Raw genomic sequence first — 21606 nt, 5'->3', positions numbered from 1 at the left:
CCTCCTTAATATTTAACTCGTATCATTCGCGGATTACCGAAGAAGTCACATCTGCTAGTTACTTGGCAATCAGGTAATGATTCTGTGAAAATCCTGGTAACTGCCTCAGTTTGTTTAAATCCGATTTCCAGATATAAAGTTCCGTGAGTAGTATCCTTCTTCATTTTAATATAATTTGCGATAGATTGATACATAAATAAGCCATTATTTTTTGCAAATAAAGCTTGCTTTGGTTCGTATTTTAATACACTATCATCCATATAGTCAATTTCATCTTCGGAAATATAAGGAGGATTGCTTATTATTACATTAAAACATTCGTGAATAGAATCGAACAAATCACTCGCCAAAAACGCTACTTTGGTTCCATTTTCTTCATTATTATACTTAGCAACTTCTAAGGCATCTTTTGAAATATCGGAGGCAGTGATATCCCAATCTGGATGTTCCTTACTCAAAGAAATGGCGATGGCACCACTTCCGGTTCCTAAATCTAATACTTTCAAATTTGGACTTTCTTGAAAGTCATTCAATACCCACTCAACAAGCTCTTCAGTTTCGGGACGTGGGATTAATACTCTGGAATCAACTTTAAAACGATTACCATAAAACTCAGTTGATCCAATAATATATTGAGCTGGGTTACCATCTAGATACTGATTAACCCATTCAAAATATCTATCAGCGTCTTGTGAACTCATTTCATCACGATAATGTAATAACAAATGTGTATTATCAAATCCAAACATTTCCATTAAGAACAATCTGGCGACTTCTTCGTCTAAATCTTTTTCCTTGATAAGAAAAGAAGCCCTTTTCTGGGCTTCAAAGTAAGTCATATTAGTCATTCTTTAATTGCTCCAACTTAGCAGTTTGATCAGATAAGATTAAAGCATCAATGATATCTTCTAAGTCACCAGTCATAACTTTATCCAACTTGTTAAGAGTTAAACCAATTCTATGATCGGTAACACGGTTTTGTGGATAGTTGTAGGTTCTAATTCTTTCTGAACGATCACCACTACCAACTGCTGATTTTCTTTCAGCATCGTATTTATCTACTTCTTGTTGTTGGTAGTAATCATAAACACGTGACTTCAAAACTTGCATTGCCTTAGCACGGTTTTGTTGTTGTGAACGTTCATCTTGCATCGCAACCACAATTCCAGTAGGTAAATGAGTCATTCTAACGGCTGATGAAGTTTTGTTAACGTGTTGTCCACCAGCACCAGAAGCACGGTAAACATCCGTCTTAATATCTTTTGGATCGATTTCTAAGTCAACATCTTCTGCTTCAGGCATAACCCCAACAGTCGCAGTTGAAGTATGGATTCTACCAGCTGATTCAGTTGAAGGAACTCTTTGCACACGGTGAGCACCGTTTTCAAATTTAAGTTTTGAGTAAACGTTATCCCCTTGAATCATGATGGCGATTTCTTTAAATCCACCAACTTCAGTATCACTTTCATCGATAATTGAAGTTTTCCAGCCTTGGCTTTCAGCGTAACGGATGTACATGTTGTAAAGGTCAGCAGCAAATAGACTACCTTCATCCCCACCAGCAGCACCATGAATTTCCATGATGATGTTTTTGTCATCGTTAGGGTCTTTAGGTAGAAGCATAATCTTAATTTTTTCTTCTAGTTCACCCTTTTGTGGTTCTAGTTCGCTAATTTCAGCTTTAACCATTTCATTCATGTCATCATCTAACTTTTCAGCTAGCATCGCTTTATCGTCTTCTAATTGAGAGACAACATCTTTATATTTATTATAGGTAGCAACAACTTCACGTAAGCTACCTTCTTCTTTTGACAATTCCATGAATCGCTTAGTGTCAGCAATAACTTCTGGGTCACTAATTAATTCATTTAGTTCGTCATAACGATCAACTACAGATTGTAGCTTTTCAAATATTTCATCCATCTAATAATTCCTCACTTTCCCATTTGTTCCATTGGTGGATTGAAGTAATGCTTTCTACATACTGGATAGTATGATTCGTTTCCTCCAACTTGAATTTGTTCTCCCTCGTATACTGGCTTACTATCATGAAAACGTAAGTTCATAATCGCTTTACGGCCACAGAACCAACAAATTGTCTTCATTTCTTCGATTTTATCAGCATACAACAATAATGCTTGTGATCCTTCGAATAAATTGTTTTGGAAATCGTTCTTTAAACCAAAGGCAATTACAGGAATTGATAATTCATCCACAATTTTAGCTAATTGTAAGACATGTTGCTTACTTAAAAATTGAGCTTCATCAATTAAGATACAACTAGCATCTGGGTCAATTGATTTAACCATGTCAAAACAGTTAGAATCTGCTTCGATAACATGTGCATTTCTACTTAGGCCGACTCTAGAAGCAACAGTTCCGCGTTCCTCTCTAGTATCTAGCGCACTAGTCATAAGGATAACTGATTTACCTTGTTCCTCGTAATTATGCGCAACCTTAATAATTTCGATTGACTTACCACTGTTCATTGCCCCGTAACGATAATATAGCTGTGCCATGATAAAACTCGCTTTCTCTATTTTTCTCATTTATTATTATAGCCGATTTATCAATTAATTTCGATAGTTGCGACTAATTTGAATGATTTTACTAAAATAATTCAATTATTCGTTCTATAATAGTAAAGTATGATAAAATTTTGTGTATTAATTAATTAAGGAGTACAAGTATGTCTATAAGAAGCGAATTTGCGACTTTTGCAGGTAAATCATCATACTGGTTCTTACACACATTTATGAATGGTGGAAGTTCACTTCCTGGTAAAATTACCACTGCAATTGATCCTGCAATCTTAAAACATTTAGGTCAAAACTACGACATTATTGTTGTAACTGGTACTAACGGTAAAACCCTTACCACAGCACTAACTGTTCAAGTCCTAAAACAAAAATACCAAAACGTGGTTACTAATCCTTCTGGTTCTAACATGGAACAAGGATTGGTTACTACATTCTTAAAAGCTAAAAATCCTAAGAGCAACCGACCACTAGCAGTGCTAGAAGTCGATGAAGCAAACGTTATTAAGCTTACAAAACATATCCAACCGATTGCTTTTGTATTCACCAATATTTTCCGTGATCAAATGGATCGTTATGGTGAAATTTACACTACTTACAAAAAGATTATCGATGGTGTAAAGTTAGCTCCTAACGCAACTATCATTGCAAATGGTGATGCTCCTATCTTTAATTCAGTTGATTTACCAAATCCAAAGATTTTTTACGGATTTAAAAATCATGAAGATGACGATAACTTCAAAGCTGAACCAAATACTGATGGTGTTTTATGTCCAGTTTGTCAAAACATTTTGCACTATCACTACATTAGTTATGCCAACTTAGGTAACTACTTCTGTGAACATTGTGGATTCAAGCGCCCTGAGTTATCACATGAATTAACTAAACTAGATAACTTAACACCCAACTCATCAGACTTCACTGTCGATGGTCAAAACCTAACTATTGGTATTGGTGGTGTTTACAACATCTACAATGCACTTGCTGCATACTCTGTTGGAAGATTCTTAGATGTTGATCCAAAAGACATCGCCCAAGCATTTACTGCGAACGAACGTGTCTTTGGTAGACAAGAATTAATCGATATCGATGGTAAGGAAACTACCCTTGTATTGGTTAAAAATCCCGTTGGTTTGAACCAAGTGATTGATACTATCTCTAAGGAACAAGATGATTTTTCATTAATCTGCTTGTTAAACGCCAACTACGCTGATGGAATTGATACTAGTTGGATTTGGGACGGTGAATTTGAACGTTTCACTCAAATGCCAATTAAAAAATTCATCACTGGTGGTGAAAGATACAAAGATATCACCTTTAGATTTAAAGTTGCTGGAGTCGATGAAAACATTCATGAAGTTCAACCAGATTTAGAAAAAGTAGTTGAAGAAATCCCTTCACTACCAACTAAAAAGGTTTATATTTTAGCAACTTATACTGCAATGCTTCAATTAAGAAAAGACTTTGCTGAAAAAGGTTACATTAAGGGAGGTATGGAATAATGACCAAAGAATATACATTACACATCGCCCATTTATATGGTGATTTAATGAATACTTACGGTGATTTAGGAAATATCTTAGTATTAAAATATTACGGTAAAAAAATGGGCATTAACGTTGAATCACAAGTTGTTAGTCTAGACGAAGATTTTAAATCTGATGACTATGACATCGCTGTTTTTGGTGGAGGTCAAGATTTCGAACAAAGTATTGTTTCAAAAGACTTCCAAACTAAGAAGGATGAAATTAAAAAATTCATCGATTCTGATGGTTGCTTACTTGCCATTTGTGGTGGTTACCAATTATTAGGTAAATACTACATCGATGCCGAAGGAAATAAAATTCCAGGAATTGGTGTATTAGACCACTACACAGAACAACAACACGATAACCGTTTCATCGGTGATATTAAAATTAAAAACAAAGAAACTGGTGAAGTTTATCACGGTTTCGAAAACCATCAAGGTGTTACCTACACTGGTAATGGCGAACGTCCTTTAGGTGACGTCGAACAAGGTTATGGTAACAATGGTGCTGATAACGCCGAAGGTGCGATCTTTAAGAACGTATACTGCACTTACTTCCATGGTCCTATCCTTGCCAGAAATAACATCATCGCTAAACACATTTTAATCAAGGCATTAAAACGTAGATATCCAAATGATGACTTCTCTGAACAAGAACAAATTGATGTTTCAGAATCATATTAAAAAAAGACGAATCTTACGATTCGTCTTTTTTGTTTGCTTTTAAATAAGTTTCAATTAAAGGTGCTCTTCTTTCAATATATTCTTCATTAGGTGAAACCGGATGAACTCGATTAGATAAGAAAATCATTGCCCTTTTCTTTTCTGGAATTATCACGATAAAGGTTCCTGTAAAACCGGATTGCCAAATATAGTGCATCCCCTCATAATCTAATCTTTCAAAACCGTATGTTCTACCTAAATCATAACCCGTTTGGTCTTCGCAAAAACCAGCCAGTGTTTCTTCTGAAAGCACCGGATTTTCACTTAGATTTAAGATTGATTGAACGAATTTAATCAAATCATCCATGTTACTAAATAATCCAGCTGAACCACAGTCATCGCCTAAAACCTGCGCTTTAGGATCATGAACAGTTCCCTGTAATAACCCATTGTGTTCATCGTATACAGTCGGCACACAGTTATCAGGATTAGGATGAAATGAACTGTTATTCATCTTCAATGCTTTTAATACATATTCAGTAATTAGTTGATGAATCGATTCACCTGTAACCTTTTTGGCAATTAAGCCTAGAAAAATGAAGTTAACATCTGCATAATGCATCTCTTTGTTCAATCCTGGTCCAACATGAAGTCCCAGCAATGCATCTATTAATTCATCATGATTGAGCTTATCTCGATTAGAAATATACCCTTCGATACCAGATGTATGACAAATTAAATTTCTGATAGTTACTTCGTTAAATTTCCATTTTGGTAAATACTTTGTGATTGAATCATCTAAACTCAATTTACCCAGTTCAACCAATTTTAGAATTACCATTGTAGTTCCAACAACTTTAGTTAATGAGGCCATATCATATATTAAATGACCATCATCTAAAGGCTGCTTAACTGGTAATAATTGACGATCACCAATCAAGTATCGTTGAATCCCATCTTCATCTATAAAAGCATAGTTAACCCCTGGAACAACTTGGTCTTTCACTAATTGTTCAATAGATTGGACAGTCTCAGAATATTGCATGTTAGTACCCTTCTATCTTATAGGTTGTTACCAATAAATTGAGAGTTATATAAATCAGCATAGAAACCATTTTCAGCCATCAATGATTGGTGATTTCCGGTTTCTCTAATTTGTCCATGATTCATAACAATAATCTTTTCGGCATTTTGAACTGTTGATAATCTGTGGGCAACCACAAAACTAGTTCTACCCTTAATTAGATTATCCATTGCTTCTTGAATTAGTGATTCAGTTCTAGTATCAACTGAACTAGTTGCTTCATCCAAAATTAAAATATCTGGGTTAGCTAAGAAGGCACGAGCAATTGTAATCAATTGACGTTGTCCTTGAGATACGTTAGATGCTGATTCATTTAGAACAGTATTATATCCATCAGGTAGCTTTTCGATAAATTCATCTGCTTGTGCTTCTTTAGCGGCACGGTAAACGTCTTCATCAGTAGCATCTGCATTTCCATACTTAATGTTGTCAAAAATAGTTCCAGTAAATAGCCAACTATCTTGTAGCACCATTGCGATGTGAGAACGCAAATCACTTCTGCTCATTTGACGGGTATCCACACCATCTAATTTAATTGATCCTGAATCAATATCATAGAATCTTTCTAACAAGTTAATAATAGTAGTTTTACCTGCACCTGTAGGTCCAACAATCGCTACTGTAGTTCCCTTTTCAACATCCAAACTAAAGTCCTTAATTAACGGATTATCTGGTAAGTATCTAAAGTTAACATTTTCAAACTTAATCTTGTCAGTAGTTTCGATTGGTGCAATATCGACTTTTTCATCAACCATTTCTGGTTCATCTAGAATTTTGAAAATTCTTTCTGCGGAAGCAATAGTTGATTGAATGGTATTAGTTAAGTTAGCAAGGTTGGTAATTGGTTGGTTAAACATGTTGACGTATTGTAAAAACGCTTGAACGTTACCTAATGTAACAGTTCCAGCGGCAACTTTAATTCCACCAAAAACGGCTACAAAAACATAGTTCAAGTTTTTAACGAAGTTCATTAATGGGAACATAAAACTTGAAACAAATTGAGCCTTCCATGCAAAACTGTAGTATTTATCGTTTTGTTCTTCGAACTTTTTAATTGCTTCTTCTTCACGATTAAAAGTCTTAATGATTGTGTGTCCAGCAAAGTTTTCTTCAACTTGACTGTTAACTTCACCTAAATGACTTTGTTGCTTACTAAAGAACTTTTGTGACTTTGGTGCGATCACACCTACAATAATTCCAATTAATGGCAATGTACATAGAGCGACTAAAGTTAGTGAGAAACTAATTGTTAACATCATATATAAAACCCCAAAGAACAATAGCACACTAGTAATAAATTGGGTTAAGTTGGTTTGAAGCATTGTAGAGATGTTATCCATATCGTTAATCATTCTAGACATAATGTCCCCATTTGAATGAGTATCGTAATATGAAATTGGTAGTCTTTGTAGCTTTGCTTTTAAATCTTTTCTTAATTGGTAAACAACTTTTTGTGAAATGTAAGTCATAATAAATTGTTGTCCAACATTGAATAAGGCTGCCACAATATATAAAGCAGCAACAATAATTAAGATATGGCCAACTGCAGTAAAATCAATTGGTAATGTTGAGACATGTAGTCCCATCTTCTTCATTACAAAGGCTTTAGTAACACCTTTATAAATTTCAGTTGTCGCTTCCCCTAAAACCTTAGGAGTAACGATTTGGAGAATAACCGCAGCGACAGACATGATTAGAGTAATAATAATTCCTAACATCCATGGCTTAACATATTTAACTAAACGCCAAGTTGCTGACCAGAATTTATCTGGTTTTTCTTTTTTACCACGACTGTGATTATGCATTTTGGTCATCTCCTTCCTTAATTTGTGATGCTAAGATGGCACGGTAATAAGGATTATTTTCTGATAGTTCTTTATGGTTACCTGAACCAACCACCTTACCATTACTTAATACTAAGATTAAGTCAGCATCGGCAACAGTAGAAATTCTTTGTGCCACGATAACTGTGATGGCCTTTTGAATTTTTTCATCATTGTTAAGAGCTTGACGTAATAATGCGTCAGTCTTGAAGTCTAATGCAGAGAATGAATCGTCAAATACATAAATATCAGCATTCTTCAAAATAGTTCTAGCGATTGCTAAACGTTGCTTTTGACCACCAGAGAAGTTATCACCGTTTTGTTCAACACGTGAATCTAATCCGCCTTCTTCTTTAACAAAGTCATCAGCACGAGCAATGCTTAATGCATGCCAAATTTCATCATCGGTAGCATTTTCATTACCATACAACATGTTTTCACGAACAGTTCCTGTAAATAGAACCGCCTTTTGTTGAGTAATGGAAATTAGCTTGTGAAGATTCTTTTGGGTCATATCTTTTACAGATGTTCCATTAATCTTAATTTCACCATTTGTAACATCATAAAGACGTGGAATCAAATTAACTAAACTTGACTTACCAGAACCAGTTTCTCCGATAATCGCAACTGTTTGTCCAGACTTCGCCTTAAAATTGATATCTGATAATGATAATTTATCAGTATCTCCGTATTTGAAGTCAACGTGATCAAATTCGATTGAAGCGTCACCGCTCTTAGGTTCAACAACATTTTCACCATCAACGATTGAATCTTTCACATCTAAAACTTCATTAATACGAGCAGCAGAAGCTTGTGCTCTTGGAATGAAGACAAAAAGCATTGATAACATCATAAAACTAATTAAAATTTGAGTTGCGTAAGTCATAAATGCAACTAAGTTCCCAACAGCTAAAGTATTGTGAGAAATCATCTTGGCACCGAACCAAACAATTCCAACATTGGTTCCACTAAGGATGAATGTCATTAATGGGAACATTAATGAAGTAATCATAAATACCTTAGTTCCAGTTTTAGCATATTTATTGTTGTATTTATCGAAACGACTTTGTTCATAGCTATCACGATTGAATGCTCTAATAACACGAACCCCTGTTAAACCTTCTCTAAAGACTAGGTTTAACTTATCTGTTTGACCTTGTAATTTTCTGAATAAAGGTCCAGCAAACATCATTACGATTGATACAGATACAGCTAATACAAGTAGAGAACATAAGAAGACGACAGTTAAATGTGGACTCTTAACAAAAGCTAGAATCATAGCCCCTACTAACATGATAGGAGCCATTACCATCATTCTTAAAACTTGAATCATAACGTTTTGGATTTGGACAACATCATTAGTATTTCTAGTAATTAATGAAGCATCCCCAAATTTATCTAAATCTTGATCCGCTAAGTAAATAATTTTTCTGTATAGAGCAGATCTGATCTTTTTACCCATCTTTTGAGATTGGGTTGCTGCAAAGAAGATATTTCCACCAGCGGAAATTACCCCAACAAATGCAACTGCCAGCATTTTAAAACCTTGTGACCATATGTAACTGACATTATTTTGTGCGACACCTTTATCAATGATATTAGATGTAACGGTTGGTAAATATAAGTCTGAAGACACTTGAGCAACCATAAAAAGAACAGCTGCGACAACGGCCCACCAGACTAGATATTTTTTAGCTAGTCTTATCATTTAAGTATTCACTCCGAACTATTTTATTTTCCGTATTTTTTGAAATCAAAGAGTAATTATATACTTCAAAAATCATTTTTGAAAGTGATTACATTACTCAATTTCACTTCCTTCCATTAAAAATTAAAATCCATTGTTAGCAAGGTTAAAACAACGTTAATTAAACCATCCATATTTTTAAAATTATCTATTAGTAACCTTTTTATCCCTATCAAAAAACATAATTAAATAAAGTTTACCATAACATTTATTTTATGCTATCAAAAGGAATGGATTGACTCATTTTTATACATCATGTATAATTTACTCCATAAATTTTTGATTTCTTAGGAGCATAAATAATGAAAAAACTTATTTTCAACATTGTAATTTCACTATCAGAAGGTCTATTGGCAGCGTTATACTTCATTGTCAGCATGATTCATTTAAGTTCCAACCATACTATTTCAGACATCAGTTCGATTGATGAAACTATCGTAGCGCTAATATTCAATATCTTCTGTTTATTGCTTATTTTTCAAATCATTATTAATTTCACCACAATTATCACACCAATTAAATTATCAAGTCTTTTATTTATCTTCATCTATAGTTTATTTATGTTCTTTATTACTAAAGAAATTAATATCGATTTAATGATAATTAACTCAATCGTTATTTTTTTAAACGGCATCAATTTAATCTATTTCGAAAGATAAAAATTCAATTAAAGTAAACTTATAATTCATATAATATTTAATGGCATTTCTATAATTATCATATATAATAGTAGTAACATAATTAAGGAGATAATTATTATGCCTAAGGAAGCTCTTCTTATCATTGACTACACTAACGATTTTGTAGACGACAATGGTAACTTAACTGTTGGAAAACCTGGACAAGTTTTAGTAGATTATATTGTGGATTTAGCAGAACAATTTAGATCATCTGGTAACGAAGTAATATTGCCAACTGATTTACACGAAGAAAACAATCCATATCACCCAGAAACTAAATTATTCCCACCTCATAATCTAAAGGATACTTGGGGACGTGAATTTTATGGTTCACTAAATGATTGGTACAAACAACACGCAACTGAAAAAAATGTATACATGTTCGATAAAACTAGATACAGTTCTTTTGCTGGAACTGATTTAGATTTATATCTAAGAGAACGAAAAATCGATACTATTCATTTAGTTGGTGTATGTACTGAAATCTGTGTCCTACACACCGCTGTTTCTGCATATAACTTAAATTATAATATTATCGTCCATGAACAAGGCGTTGCAGGTCTATCACAAGCTGGTCACGACTTCGCATTGAGTCACTTCAAAAATAGCATGGGCATTACCATTAAATAAAAAAGAGATGCATTCTCATCTCTTTTTATTTTGCAAAAAATTATTACATTTTAACTGTCCTTTGTTTTTTCGCTAGTTATCAAATGATTGTTATATCAACATTTATAAACTATTTAGTAACTGTTCTTTGCCTACTTTTTGACAATTTTTCATGATTTCTACTGGGTACAAAAAAACGCCATCATCCCCAACATGACAGCGTTATGACAACTAATACCCGCTTATGAATATCAGCTTATTGGGCATACTGGACTCGAACCAGTAAATTAAGGATTCAGAGTCCTCTGCCTTACCAATTTGGCGAATGCCCAATGAACATCACGTATTTAATATTAATACACATATTTAATCGGTGTCAACATCTCGAGCACGTTGACATCAATAATATTGGATAGTACTATTGAATGTATAAGTTTTATTGCCCGCTGGTCAAACTGGTTTAAGACGTCGCCCTCTCAAGGCGGAGTTACGGGTTCGAGCCCCGTGCGGGTGATAATAAAAAGACAACCATTAATTGGTTGTCTTTTTTTAGTAACTAATCGCTTTGTAGCCACTTTTTTTCCATAACTTGGTTAACTCTTTAATGGTAATAACCTTCTTTAGTCCATCTTCAGGATCATAATAGAAGAACACTTTATGATTGAACCCAAATAAGACTAAGCATTGATTATCACGTCTGCCCCAGATTAAAACCGGACGGTTTCGACTAATCTGACTTCTTAAGCGACGGAACGATTTTTTAGTAATATTCTTGTATGAACCAACGCTATTAACTAACACTGTTTTATATTCTTTATCCGTTAAATTAACGACGGTTGGGTCAATTTTTTCAAAAACTGGATAATCTGGTTTAGAAAAATGAACTAAAGTCGCCAAAGCATTAGCTTCATTAGAATTAGTATCATCAAGTTCAATTTGAGTTAAATTTAAAACACGATAGTTCTTACGAATAAATTTATTTGGTATCCACCCGTTAGTAACTTCGTTATTAAAGTGAAACCAAAGATGATTTTGAAAAAAGCCGATTTGATCAATTTCAAATTTAGTTAGTTCGTCATCATGACGAAAAGATTGTCTCTCTGACTTAGCATCTTGCATGTTAGAAATATACCATTTTTCTACGCGGCGATGTTTCAAACGCACGTAAAAAGCTGGTACTCTTTCACTCGCAATGGCATTGCTTTTCATTTATTCACCCTCAATTTTTAGGTTTGTATTACATTATACCAATAAATATGTACTAAACGCATTAAAATAAGTTTTTTATCTGATATAATTATTTTACTACCTTCTTAAATATGGTAACATTGATATGTATCTTTTGGGGGCGTTATGGATTCGACGGGTATAGTTCGAATTCGGATTGCGTTCGCAGCGGCGTCTGCTCAACCGTCCAGTTTTTAAATTATAACTGCAAACAATAATTCAAACAACGTCGCTTTAGCTGCCTAATAAGCAGTCTACGACAATCCAACTAGCTTTGCCTAGGGGCTAACTTGGGTTTTATATAATAATAGGCTTACGTTGCTTGCTCCCACCTGAAGTTAAGCAAAAGAGATTAATCAGGTTAGCTAATCACGTTAACCCCGGAATACGGTGCTCTGATTAGTGAAATTTAAATAGTATCCCTATGAGCGTAGATATTCGAATGGCGATATGCTCGGACGCGGGTTCGACTCCCGCCGCCTCCATTGAATAAAAAAAGCTGTTGTAATCAACGAATCAAATCGTTGTTGCAGCAGCTTTTTATTTTACAAAGATATAAAAATATATGGATAAAATTAATATGTTTAATTTTTTTATTAAATATATTAATTAAACCCCAAATAAAAATAATTTAATTGTAGTATAAATGTATCTAAATCAGAAAGAAAAAGGTGATTTTTTATGAGTATAGAAAAAAACGTTTATATTTACAAATTAGAAGTAAAATTGAATAATGACTATGATCCAATTACATATTTGGGACAAACACTTTCAATTGAAAAAAGATTAAAAGAACACTTCAATGGAAAAAGAACATCTGCAAAAATATTACGTAGTTTAAAAAAGATCGCTAAGAGTAGCACTAAAATCAATTATGATCTAAAACAAATATTTGTATTAAAAATAAAAATAACCGGTAAACAATATCAACTTAATCAGTCTTTTATAGACAGTGTTAGAACGCATTTTGAAAGCATAATATTTGATTTTACAGCAAATACTAAAAATGACTTTGGAGCATATAATGTAGAAAATATATTCAAAAACACTAAGATTGATAAAAATGAGTTATTAAATAAGATATGTGAACTAAGTTCTCAAAAAGTTAATCACTACAACAATTTTAAAAATCCTTTACAAAAAATATATAAACGCATTTCTGAAGTTTCGGATACTAGAGTAACTTTTGAAAACATTTTAAAAGAAATCGAGACAAAGATTAATAGGTGTAGCGGACCTATTGAAAAATTAGATGTCATTTGTAAAGAACTAAATGACATTTCCAATATTAAATTTCAAGTTGAATAATTCGATATTTATAACAAAAAAAGCCTCCTATTAAAAGAAGGCTTTTTATTTTCTCTATATCTAGTAGTTAGTATCTGATGATAGAATTTCGATGGTAACTTTAACGCTTCCTTCTGATTGATTTCTATCAACTCTCAAACCAATACCAAAGTATTGTAACCCATTTCCATCGTTACCAATTAATTGGTCTTTGTGTTCATTGTTAGAATCAGCATCATCAGTAATCATTGTTTTGAATGATGAAACAACATCCTTTACAGAACCATAATTACCATCAAATTTTGCGTTGGCAGATGATTCAAATAATGAAGGCATATTGTAACCGAGTGATTGAGCATCTACAGTGTAGGCCCCGTTTTGATGATATTGACCATCTGCTGTTATTTTATGTGCTGCAATTCCCATGTCTACATTTACATAACTTGCACGTTTTTGAGCAACAGCATCTAATTTAGCATTTTCAACCCAAGCTGATTTACCCGCTTGAGCACGTTGTTCTTGAACGAACTTTATAAATTCACTCTTAGCTTGTGAGGCAATTTGAGAATCTGAAAGTGAGTTTAGTGATTTTGAATTTGATGATGAACCAGAGTCATCAGAACCATCTGAACCCATACCTAAAAATGTGTATAAATCTTTCAAGTTCTTCTTTCTTTGTTTAGCATTTGGTTCTTTACTTGGATCTTTCTTAGCAACCTTTTTGCTTGAAGTAGTTTTAACTAGTTTAGCAGTGGACTTCTTAAGTGATCCCACGTAAACGTAACCACTCTTACCATTGCTTGCGACTACATATTTGTATACTAATTTCTTACCATGTTTCTTTACAACTACTGTCTTCTTAACAGTTAGAACTGAATTACCAAAATACTTCTTTTCTGATTTTGATTTAACAGCTTAATCTTGGCGTTTTTGTATACATAACCGTTCTTAGCTACCTTGTATTTAGTAGCTGTAGCAGATGCTGATAAGTCACCATTAGCTTCATTAACGGCTAGTAGTGATGACATTGCGATAGTACCTAAAGACATAAGTGCAACTGTCTTTAATGTTTTTTTGTTATACATCGTATAATCCCCCTTGTAATATATGTACGAAGTTATTTTATCATTAAACAAACTGTTATATTCTCATCATTTATTTAATTTTTAGTTATGTTTTTTTATAATTTTTAGACACTTTTATCAAAAACGTTTGTAAAACCATTGATACTTATTGCATCCCCAACTATTTAAAATAAATAATAAACGCATAACCATTTATAGATTCTGTGATAGTATTAACTAAATTAATCGTTTTTCGGCCACATTATACATAGGAGCAAATAGATGAATACTTATCTTAAAAAACAATATCCCCTATTATTTACAAATAGAAATTTCAATAAATTATTGTTTGCCAACGTCTTATCTGAAATGGGCAATCAATTACAAAGATTTGGGATTCCGTGGCTTATCTTTCATATCACCCATTCCGGTACTCTCATGGCATTAAATTTCAGTCTGTCTTTAATTCCAGGAATCTTTTTTGGTTTCATTGGCGGTTTTATCTCAGATCGAGTCAGTCGAAAGAAGATGCTATTATGCATCAATATTGCCTCATTTATTCTAATATCGATGATTATGTTATTACTACAATTTGAAAGCAATATTAGTATCATATTTATTTTTATATTAACGTTTATCATATCCAGTCTGACATCGATGTATGAACCATCTTTCAACGCCTCATTACCCGTAATAGTTGAAAAGAAGGACATAATTTCCATGAACAGTATCTTTAACCTTTTTGAGTCGATAATTGGTCTACTGGGTCCCGCTATTTCTGGTTTGATAATTGGTATCTTTGGCGCTTGGATGTGCGTGATTATCAATGGAATATCGTACTTATTATCATTTATCATAATTCTTTTTATCCAATCCGATTTATCCGCTTCAAACAGTGAACGGGATAGTATCAAGAAAGATTTACTATCTGTTAAAAAATACGTTGCGCAAAATAGATGGTTCTTGTTTGGGATACTCATTACCGCTGCTGTTTATCTTGCAACGGGTAGTATTGGTAGTGTTTTACAATACTTATTTTTACATTATCTGCATTTATCAGGTTTCATGTTTGGATTTACGTTTGTTTTATTTGAATTCATCCCCGTCTTGCTAATCGGATTATTTTCATCTCAAGTAATTAAAAAATTTGATTCATTAATGATCATACAGACTAGCGCAATGTTATTTTGTCTTAGTTTAATTATCATGGGCCTATCACTAAATTATTTTATTGTCGTCTTAATGGGAATGCTACAAAATGCATCCTTTGCTTTATTAATGATTGCATGGAACAGCAAACGACAAGCTCTAATCCCTAATAATCTATTAGGTAAAATCAACGGTGGAATTGTAACAATACAATCTATCCTTTTACCTAGCGGTGCACTTACCTCTACTGCTTTAATCAGCTTTATTTCAGTGCCAAAAATAATAATCATTTTTGGCACCATCTCATTTTTATTTATCCTATTAGTCAGTTTATTCAAAAAGTGCATCATTAAAACAGAATTGAAGTAAATAAAAAGGACTGTAATCATCGATTACAATCCTTTTTTGTTGATTATTAGTATTTACTATCTGCAGATAAGATAACAATATTAATTTGAACACTACGATTCATTCTAATAACACGGATTCCAACTCCATAGTGTCTTAGACCATCGCCTTCATTACCTAGCAATTGGTCTCTATGACCATAGTCAGAATCACCATCATTAGTGATCATTTCTTTAAAGTAACTAACGTACTTACTTACATTAGAGATACGGTTATCTAAATTAGCATAGCCATTTGATTCGTAGATATCATTTTTATTACTAACTATTCCCATTGATTGACCGTCTAAAATAGCAGCCAATTGCTTATGGCGTTTGCCATTTGCAGTAATGTAGTGAGATAAATATCCCAAAGCTGGATTAAAATAATCGGCTCTTTCTTGAGCGACCTTATCTAATCCTGAACTTCTTAACCAAGTTCCATTTTTGGTTTGGGCTCTACTAGATTTAACAAAATCTACAAATTGACTTCTGACACTTGAAACAACTTGAGCATCAGTCATTGAATTAACGTTCCCATCGGTATTATCGGTGGTTTCACCCAAATCATCATCAATTCTTAAATCTAAATTAGGTGCGGATTTTACAGTTGCTGGTGCAGCATTGTTTTGATGGATTGAAATGATATCACCTGAATACATCCATCCTTTTTTTGTTTTATCCTTACTTTCAATTAACTTAAATTTTTTTAATTGCCCTTGTTTCTTTACTGTAACTTCTTTTTTGGTAAATAATTCTTTGTTACCAAAATAACTCTTAGCAGAACTAGACTTAATTGATTTAGCCTGATCGCTACTATAAACCTTTTTGTTAGATTTAACTTGTACAACCTCAGTACTAATTTTTTTAGCAGCTGCATTTGATTCAACATTTTGAATAAATAGTGACGCACTAAAAGCAAATGTTCCTACGATTGTCATAAATATTTTTTTACTCGGTATGGGTATACTCAATATATTCTTCCTCTCATCAAAACTCATACTGTTTAAATTCCTTATACAACAAATAAGATTATATAGTGTCTTGAAAAATTAAGAAAGGTATAAGGTAGTTAATTTTTTCTTAAGCTAATTTCTGTTTTATGTATTATATGTATAATATTACTTAATTTTTTAAACAAAATTAAGTATTTCTTTATTATTTTTATACATATTTTTAATTTAAAAAATTAAATTTTTTTGGACTTTTTTTGAATTTTTATGATAATTTAACGATTTTTAAGATCAGTAATATAAAAATTATTTATGGAAACACAAAAAAAGCATTGTCAGAGACAATGCTTTTTTTAGAATGCGCGTTGATAAATCCATCCGATAAATTTACCTTCGTAATAACATTTGTAATAATAACTGTGCCAACCATCTTTAATAGCTCTTCCAGTTATGTGAACTCTCTTACCAGCATACTTACTGCCATTTACTAATTTACGAGTATTAGCAAAGTGGCTATCTACAACATGATTGTAAAAGTTATAGTAGTTTTTAGCTTTAATTTGTTTAGTCATATTAATCCTTGAGTATGTGATATGAGGACCTAACGCCTTCACGTTAATCCATCCCAAAAGATGACCATCAAAGTAAGTACGGTAATAAGTTTCATTATTAACAGTTGCCCTCATATTATATGAAATAGTTTTTCCTTTATAATTAGCAACTTCATTATTTACTTTTAATTTACTTGCATACTTATTATCACCAACTACATGGTTATAAAAGTTATCAGTAGCTCCTGATCTAACTGTGAAAATTCCATTTACCTTTTCATATTTTGCGTTAGACTTTGGAGTTGTATTACCAATGAACCAATCACTGTTTTTAACCGTTAATAAACTAGAATCAACATATTGACCTAGGGCCGGTGAATAGTAATGGTCAGTATATTGCCATAATACATGTTCTCTTTGGGGCTCATTTGTTTGATATGCAGCTAACCAATAACCATCATATGCACTAATTGCTTCTGCAGCATGGTTAAGCATAAAACTTTGGTATGAATAAAACAGAATTTTTCTGTTACCAACTAAAGGTCTAAGCGCGTTAATCCAGGCTAATGTAGATTCATTAGTTCCACCAGATTTTACTGTTTGTTGTTCGTAGTCATTAACATAGAACTTAGCATCAGGTGCTCTATTGTATAATGCTTTAGCTTCATCAGCAGCATCGTTTGGATCAGTATACTGACTAAATGAATATACACCATATGGAACATTGTACTTCTTCATTAAAGCGACGTTGTTATCAAAAGTCTTGTCGTAATAAGCACTACCGAATTGAACTCTTAAAATAACGAATGGTACTTCGTCCTTTAATTTTTTTACTTGATCATCAGTAAATTTACCTTGCCACTCTGATAAATCGTATACATTATTTTGTGCTGCATGGATTTGCATAGAACCAAATGACATACAGAACATCCCTACCAATGTAACTCCAACAATCATTAATACATATTTAAGTCTTAACATATTCTCATCCTTTAACACTATGATTAACTACATTGTACAATGTTAATGTTGCAGGAATAATATACACAAGTTACAATTTTTCCCAATTTCTTTACAAAATATTAAAAAAGCAGACCCAATTTGTAATAATTTGAAACTTGACAGTGAAAAAAGAAGGACACCGATTTAGGAGGCCTTCTTTTGTTTGTGAACATATATGATTAAAATTAATCCAATTAAAATTATTACTGAGCCAAGTCCCATTCCAAATAATCCAGTTGATTCAGAAGCATTGTGTGAACTTTCGGTTGATAGAATCGCATATTGAGTGACTATAATGGCCATTAAACCATCGATTACATTTAAAGACTTAATAAATGTAATTGCAGGACTGTGTAACTTTCTTGACTTAGTTAACCCAACAATCGATGAAATAATTTTGATAAAACCAAGTGTCGCAATTGCTAACATTACGTTTTTAGAATATACCTGTGGATTTATATTGAGGTACAAATACAGACAAATCAATACAAATGAGATGCCTAAAACAATATAAGTTATCGCACCCATTAATAAATATCTTAAATCTTGTTTTTCTGTATATTTATGTAATCTTTCCTTAGTGTAAACATGTAAGAAAATAACCCTAGTAATAAACATGATTCCATAATAAATTCCAAACACTAATACCCAGGTCGATGAAATAATTATTGCTAATACGATTTTAATAATGGATATAACAAGGCTTTCTATTGTGTTACCAACTGAAAATAATGCATGGCGATCTGCACTTTCTTTTACATACTTAGATAAAAAATCGAATTTAAATACTTTCTTTGCCATCTTTATGCTCCCAGAATAATTATTAATAGAATAACTAATTCCAAATGATTAGTAAATAAAAAAGCCGTTTCCCAACGACTTTAATCAACAGTTAAAATGATTTTACCAATGTTTTCTTTATTTCTCATACATGCTAAAGCATCCCTAGATTCACTTAACTTAAAATGGTTGCCAAATTTTAAATCAATTTGATTATCATTTAATAGTGGTAAAACGTCTTTGCTAAACGCTGAAATTAAGTCAGCTTTATATTGATTGGAACGTGTTGATAATAGTGTTCCCTCTACGCTAACTCGTTTACCAATGATATCCATGATGTTCATGTTTTCAACAATACTACCACCTAAGTTACCAACTAATACTAGTTTTCCTTCAAACGCTAGAGAAGCAATGTTTTGTTGAAAATAGCTGGCACCGATGAAATCAATGATTAAATCAACCCCACGATTATCGGTCGTCTTTCGGACTTCTTCAACGAAATCTTGACTAGTGTAGTCAATGGCAACATCTGCTCCATAATTTAAGCAAATTGCTGTTTTCTTACTACTAGAAGTTGTAATTACTTGGGCATTAGTTAACTTTTTAACCAATTGGATTGCTGCGGTACCAACACCACTAGCTCCAGCGTGAATTAATACAGATTGATTGTCTTTTAAATTACCAATGGTAAATAGTGTTTGATAAGCTGTTAAATAGCTTTCTGGAATCGTGGCAGCTACATCATAATCAATATTATCAGGAACTAACATAATTCTTTCTTGGTTCACCGCCACATATTCAGCATAACCACCATTATCCAAAAGTGTCATTACACGTTGTCCTTTATGGTAATCAGTAGATTTGCTTTCGACAATTTCTCCAGCAACTTCTAATCCAGGAATCGTATCGTCTGACTTCACTTTTTGATCCGCCCATAATAAGTCAACGTGGTTAACACCAACGGCATGAATTTTAATTAATACTTGGCCATCTACTAGTTTCGGTGTTTTCACATCTACCAATGAGTTTTCATTTTTTACGCTCGCGATTGTTACAGCTTTCATCTTGGCACCTACTTTAATGGACCATCGATAAATTGAGCGATTCCATTGCCAAAGCTCCAATCAGTATCAGTATTGGTAGTCAAGTTAATCATTAAATCTGACTTTTTCAAGCCGATTGTTTGTTCCAATTTTTCGGCTAAATCATGGTAGAACTTTAATTTTTGTTCTTCAGTACGTGGTCTAGTAGTTAAGCTGAAAACAACCATATCGTTAGTTCTTTCAATGCCTAAACCTGTGTCTAAAATATTCATTTCAAAATCTTCATGTTGGGTTAAGATTTGGTAACGATCACCCTCTGGTGCGCCAAAACAATCTAACATTACTTCATAAGAAACTTGCATTAGTTGTTTTAAATATTCTTTATCGTGTCCTTTAATTACATCAATTCTCATTAATGGCATTGTGATCACTCCTTTAAAATAATGTGTTAAATTATCCACTAGTGAAGTTGCAAAATCAAACAAATTGCTTTTATGTTAATTGATAACTTTATATTGTATTTATTCATTAAATAGTGGTAATATTTAAGTGTTAAATAGTTAATATGAAACTATAAATACGGATAAGTAATTAGTATTACCTTTTAGCGAGTTAAGGGCAGTGAAAGCTTAGCAGCACTAATACTAATGAATAACACCTATTTGTTTTTATTCTGAATCTTCAGTAGGAATAAACGCGTTCAAAGCGTTATTTGATTTGAGTGGCCTATTAAAGGCACTTTAGGTGGTACCGCGGAACTCCCGTCCTATGTTTAGGACGGGAGTTTTTTTATTTATCTCGTATTTATAATATAGAAAGGCGTGAATTTTTATGCAACAACTTAGTGTTAAAGATTTATACACTAAAGACATTGAAGATAACACTGTCGTTGCTCTTGAAGGTTCAATCAAAACCATTCGTGGCTCAAAAAACATTAGTTTTATTGAATTAAATGATGGTTCTTGTTTCAAGAGTGCTCAAGTAATCGTTAAAAAGAGTAACGAAAACTTCGAAGCAATTAGCAAACTACCAATTGCTTCTACTATCGTTGTTGAAGGTGCATTTGTTAAAACTCCAGATGCTCCACAACCATTTGAAGTCCATGGTGACAAAGTTGAACTAGTTGGTAAATCAGATTTAGATTACCCACTACAAAAGAAAAAACAAACTTATGAATTCTTACGTACTATTGCACATTTACGTCCACGTACTAATACTTTCTACTCAGTATTTAGAATTCGTTCACTAGCTTCATTTGCCGTTCATGAATATCTACAACACCAAGATTTCGTTTACGTAAACACTCCAATCATCACAAGTAGTGATACTGAAGGTGCCGGTGAAATGTTCAGAGTTACTACAATGGACATGAACAACCTACCTAAAGATGATCAAGGTAATGTTGATAACTCAAAAGATTTCTTCAAGACTGAAACTAACCTAACAGTTAGTGGTCAACTTCCTGAAGAAGCATTTACAATGGCATTCAAGAA

At 32.9% G+C, this 21606-nt stretch carries 20 protein-coding genes, 2 tRNA genes, 1 other RNA gene, 1 pseudogene and 1 other annotated feature; of the genes and pseudogenes, 9 read left to right on the top strand and 15 right to left on the bottom strand.

The window, feature by feature from the left end; translation table 11 throughout:
- Positions 1-5 precede the first annotated feature (5 nt).
- From prmC to RZ74_RS02205, 3 genes are read right to left on the bottom strand one after another with little or no spacing between them, the layout of a single operon-like run.
- Positions 6-848, bottom strand: a complete 843-nt coding sequence (gene prmC, locus RZ74_RS02215; RefSeq protein WP_053949821.1) for a peptide chain release factor N(5)-glutamine methyltransferase — start codon at positions 846-848, stop codon at positions 6-8.
- The gene (gene prfA, locus RZ74_RS02210) at positions 841-1923 is read right to left on the bottom strand and encodes a peptide chain release factor 1 (protein WP_053949820.1); all 1083 of its coding nucleotides are present in this window, start codon (positions 1921-1923) and stop codon (positions 841-843) included. The genes prmC and prfA overlap by 8 nt, the downstream gene beginning before the upstream one ends.
- Positions 1924-1934: 11 nt before the next feature.
- Positions 1935-2519 (bottom strand): thymidine kinase, encoded by a 585-nt coding sequence (locus RZ74_RS02205; protein ID WP_053949819.1) that lies wholly within the window; start codon positions 2517-2519, stop codon positions 1935-1937.
- Positions 2520-2689: 170 nt separating this feature from the next.
- On the opposite strand from RZ74_RS02205, the gene RZ74_RS02200 reads away from it, so the two are divergent.
- Together RZ74_RS02200 and RZ74_RS02195 are read left to right on the top strand one after the other, a co-directional pair.
- The gene (locus tag RZ74_RS02200; RefSeq protein ID WP_053949818.1) at positions 2690-4039 is read left to right on the top strand and encodes a Mur ligase family protein; all 1350 of its coding nucleotides are present in this window, start codon (positions 2690-2692) and stop codon (positions 4037-4039) included.
- Entirely contained in the window at positions 4039-4749 is a 711-nt protein-coding gene (locus RZ74_RS02195) for a type 1 glutamine amidotransferase (protein ID WP_053949817.1), read from the top strand. Before RZ74_RS02200 ends, RZ74_RS02195 begins: the two co-directional genes overlap by 1 nt.
- A 13-nt stretch (positions 4750-4762) precedes the next feature.
- Here RZ74_RS02195 and RZ74_RS02190 read toward each other — a convergent pair whose 3' ends face one another.
- From RZ74_RS02190 to RZ74_RS02180, 3 genes are read right to left on the bottom strand one after another with little or no spacing between them, the layout of a single operon-like run.
- On the bottom strand, positions 4763-5773 hold the full coding sequence (locus RZ74_RS02190; protein ID WP_053949816.1) for a serine hydrolase domain-containing protein: 1011 nt from the start codon (positions 5771-5773) through the stop codon (positions 4763-4765).
- 17 nt (positions 5774-5790) lie between these two features.
- Entirely contained in the window at positions 5791-7617 is a 1827-nt protein-coding gene (locus RZ74_RS02185; protein ID WP_053949815.1) for an ABC transporter ATP-binding protein, read from the bottom strand.
- Positions 7610-9343, bottom strand: coding sequence for an ABC transporter ATP-binding protein (locus RZ74_RS02180; protein WP_053949814.1), 1734 nt, complete (start codon positions 9341-9343; stop codon positions 7610-7612). The genes RZ74_RS02185 and RZ74_RS02180 overlap by 8 nt, the downstream gene beginning before the upstream one ends.
- 341 nt (positions 9344-9684) lie before the next feature.
- Here RZ74_RS02180 and RZ74_RS02175 point away from each other — a divergent pair, with 341 nt between their 5' ends.
- Both RZ74_RS02175 and RZ74_RS02170 read left to right on the top strand, forming a co-directional pair.
- Complete coding sequence (locus RZ74_RS02175; RefSeq protein WP_053949813.1) at positions 9685-10041, top strand: hypothetical protein; 357 nt, start codon at positions 9685-9687, stop codon at positions 10039-10041.
- 99 nt (positions 10042-10140) lie between these two features.
- Positions 10141-10692, top strand: coding sequence for a cysteine hydrolase family protein (locus RZ74_RS02170; protein WP_053949812.1), 552 nt, complete (start codon positions 10141-10143; stop codon positions 10690-10692).
- 238 nt (positions 10693-10930) lie between these two features.
- Here RZ74_RS02170 and RZ74_RS02165 read toward each other — a convergent pair.
- A tRNA-Gln gene (locus RZ74_RS02165) sits at positions 10931-11003 on the bottom strand.
- Between the two features lie 108 nt (positions 11004-11111).
- On the opposite strand from RZ74_RS02165, the gene RZ74_RS02160 reads away from it, so the two are divergent.
- Positions 11112-11185: transfer RNA gene (locus RZ74_RS02160), tRNA-Glu, on the top strand.
- Between the two features lie 35 nt (positions 11186-11220).
- On the opposite strand, the gene RZ74_RS02155 is transcribed toward RZ74_RS02160, so the two are convergent.
- Positions 11221-11880 carry a cysteine peptidase family C39 domain-containing protein gene (locus RZ74_RS02155; RefSeq protein WP_053949811.1) on the bottom strand — a complete coding sequence of 220 codons (660 nt, stop codon included), beginning with the start codon at positions 11878-11880 and terminating at the stop codon, positions 11221-11223.
- A 135-nt stretch (positions 11881-12015) separates the two neighbouring features.
- Between RZ74_RS02155 and ssrA the strand changes: the two genes are divergently transcribed.
- Both ssrA and RZ74_RS02150 read left to right on the top strand, forming a co-directional pair.
- Positions 12016-12386: a transfer-messenger RNA gene (gene ssrA, locus RZ74_RS06860) on the top strand.
- A gap of 193 nt (positions 12387-12579) precedes the next feature.
- On the top strand, positions 12580-13206 hold the full coding sequence (locus RZ74_RS02150; protein WP_053949810.1) for a hypothetical protein: 627 nt from the start codon (positions 12580-12582) through the stop codon (positions 13204-13206).
- A gap of 60 nt (positions 13207-13266) precedes the next feature.
- Here the strand turns inward: RZ74_RS02150 and RZ74_RS02145 are convergent, their stop codons facing one another.
- Entirely contained in the window at positions 13267-13959 is a 693-nt protein-coding gene (locus RZ74_RS02145) for a hypothetical protein (protein WP_053949809.1), read from the bottom strand.
- 92 nt (positions 13960-14051) lie between these two features.
- Entirely contained in the window at positions 14052-14270 is a 219-nt protein-coding gene (locus tag RZ74_RS02140; protein ID WP_053949808.1) for a hypothetical protein, read from the bottom strand.
- A gap of 261 nt (positions 14271-14531) precedes the next feature.
- Here RZ74_RS02140 and RZ74_RS02135 point away from each other — a divergent pair, with 261 nt between their 5' ends.
- On the top strand, positions 14532-15767 hold the full coding sequence (locus tag RZ74_RS02135; RefSeq protein ID WP_053949807.1) for an MFS transporter: 1236 nt from the start codon (positions 14532-14534) through the stop codon (positions 15765-15767).
- A 46-nt stretch (positions 15768-15813) separates the two neighbouring features.
- Here the strand turns inward: RZ74_RS02135 and RZ74_RS02130 are convergent, their stop codons facing one another.
- The 5 genes from RZ74_RS02130 to RZ74_RS02110 all read right to left on the bottom strand — a co-directional run bounded on the left by RZ74_RS02130 (position 15814) and on the right by RZ74_RS02110 (position 20535).
- Positions 15814-16725 (bottom strand): hypothetical protein, encoded by a 912-nt coding sequence (locus tag RZ74_RS02130; RefSeq protein WP_053949806.1) that lies wholly within the window; start codon positions 16723-16725, stop codon positions 15814-15816.
- A gap of 365 nt (positions 16726-17090) precedes the next feature.
- A complete protein-coding gene (locus tag RZ74_RS02125) occupies positions 17091-18269 on the bottom strand; it encodes a GH25 family lysozyme (protein WP_053949805.1) in 1179 nt (392 codons plus the stop codon).
- A 165-nt stretch (positions 18270-18434) separates the two neighbouring features.
- Positions 18435-19091, bottom strand: coding sequence for a hypothetical protein (locus RZ74_RS02120; RefSeq protein ID WP_053949804.1), 657 nt, complete (start codon positions 19089-19091; stop codon positions 18435-18437).
- A gap of 80 nt (positions 19092-19171) precedes the next feature.
- Entirely contained in the window at positions 19172-20134 is a 963-nt protein-coding gene (locus RZ74_RS02115) for an NAD(P)H-quinone oxidoreductase (protein WP_053949803.1), read from the bottom strand.
- An 8-nt stretch (positions 20135-20142) separates the two neighbouring features.
- Positions 20143-20535, bottom strand: coding sequence for a tautomerase family protein (locus tag RZ74_RS02110; protein ID WP_053949802.1), 393 nt, complete (start codon positions 20533-20535; stop codon positions 20143-20145).
- Between the two features lie 142 nt (positions 20536-20677).
- Positions 20678-20885 (top strand) — a binding site (T-box leader).
- Between the two features lie 59 nt (positions 20886-20944).
- Here RZ74_RS02110 and RZ74_RS02105 point away from each other — a divergent pair.
- Positions 20945-21606, top strand: a pseudogene (locus tag RZ74_RS02105) (OB-fold nucleic acid binding domain-containing protein); the annotation flags it as partial.

Origin of the sequence: Apilactobacillus apinorum (assembly GCF_001281175.1) — a bacterium.
Taxonomy (GTDB): Bacteria; Bacillota; Bacilli; order Lactobacillales; family Lactobacillaceae; genus Apilactobacillus; species Apilactobacillus apinorum.
This window is presented reverse-complemented; position numbering and strand designations above follow the sequence as displayed.

Excerpts from the sequence above, each read along its gene's own strand:
- RZ74_RS02170 (WP_053949812.1), top strand. The coding sequence starts at position 10,141 with ATGCCTAAGGAAGCTCTTCTTATCATTGACTACACTAACGATTTTGTA.
- prfA (WP_053949820.1), bottom strand. The coding sequence starts at position 1,923 with ATGGATGAAATATTTGAAAAGCTACAATCTGTAGTTGATCGTTATGAC.
- RZ74_RS02150 (WP_053949810.1), top strand. The coding sequence starts at position 12,580 with ATGAGTATAGAAAAAAACGTTTATATTTACAAATTAGAAGTAAAATTG.
- RZ74_RS02155 (WP_053949811.1), bottom strand. The coding sequence starts at position 11,880 with ATGAAAAGCAATGCCATTGCGAGTGAAAGAGTACCAGCTTTTTACGTG.
- RZ74_RS02185 (WP_053949815.1), bottom strand. The coding sequence starts at position 7,617 with ATGCATAATCACAGTCGTGGTAAAAAAGAAAAACCAGATAAATTCTGG.
- RZ74_RS02205 (WP_053949819.1), bottom strand. The coding sequence starts at position 2,519 with ATGGCACAGCTATATTATCGTTACGGGGCAATGAACAGTGGTAAGTCA.
- RZ74_RS02120 (WP_053949804.1), bottom strand. The coding sequence starts at position 19,091 with ATGGCAAAGAAAGTATTTAAATTCGATTTTTTATCTAAGTATGTAAAA.
- RZ74_RS02115 (WP_053949803.1), bottom strand. The coding sequence starts at position 20,134 with ATGAAAGCTGTAACAATCGCGAGCGTAAAAAATGAAAACTCATTGGTA.
- RZ74_RS02140 (WP_053949808.1), bottom strand. The coding sequence starts at position 14,270 with ATGTATAACAAAAAAACATTAAAGACAGTTGCACTTATGTCTTTAGGT.
- RZ74_RS02175 (WP_053949813.1), top strand. The coding sequence starts at position 9,685 with ATGAAAAAACTTATTTTCAACATTGTAATTTCACTATCAGAAGGTCTA.
- RZ74_RS02180 (WP_053949814.1), bottom strand. The coding sequence starts at position 9,343 with ATGATAAGACTAGCTAAAAAATATCTAGTCTGGTGGGCCGTTGTCGCA.
- prmC (WP_053949821.1), bottom strand. The coding sequence starts at position 848 with ATGACTAATATGACTTACTTTGAAGCCCAGAAAAGGGCTTCTTTTCTT.
- RZ74_RS02195 (WP_053949817.1), top strand. The coding sequence starts at position 4,039 with ATGACCAAAGAATATACATTACACATCGCCCATTTATATGGTGATTTA.
- RZ74_RS02110 (WP_053949802.1), bottom strand. The coding sequence starts at position 20,535 with ATGCCATTAATGAGAATTGATGTAATTAAAGGACACGATAAAGAATAT.
- RZ74_RS02190 (WP_053949816.1), bottom strand. The coding sequence starts at position 5,773 with ATGCAATATTCTGAGACTGTCCAATCTATTGAACAATTAGTGAAAGAC.
- RZ74_RS02130 (WP_053949806.1), bottom strand. The coding sequence starts at position 16,725 with ATGACAATCGTAGGAACATTTGCTTTTAGTGCGTCACTATTTATTCAA.
- RZ74_RS02125 (WP_053949805.1), bottom strand. The coding sequence starts at position 18,269 with ATGTTAAGACTTAAATATGTATTAATGATTGTTGGAGTTACATTGGTA.
- RZ74_RS02135 (WP_053949807.1), top strand. The coding sequence starts at position 14,532 with ATGAATACTTATCTTAAAAAACAATATCCCCTATTATTTACAAATAGA.
- RZ74_RS02200 (WP_053949818.1), top strand. The coding sequence starts at position 2,690 with ATGTCTATAAGAAGCGAATTTGCGACTTTTGCAGGTAAATCATCATAC.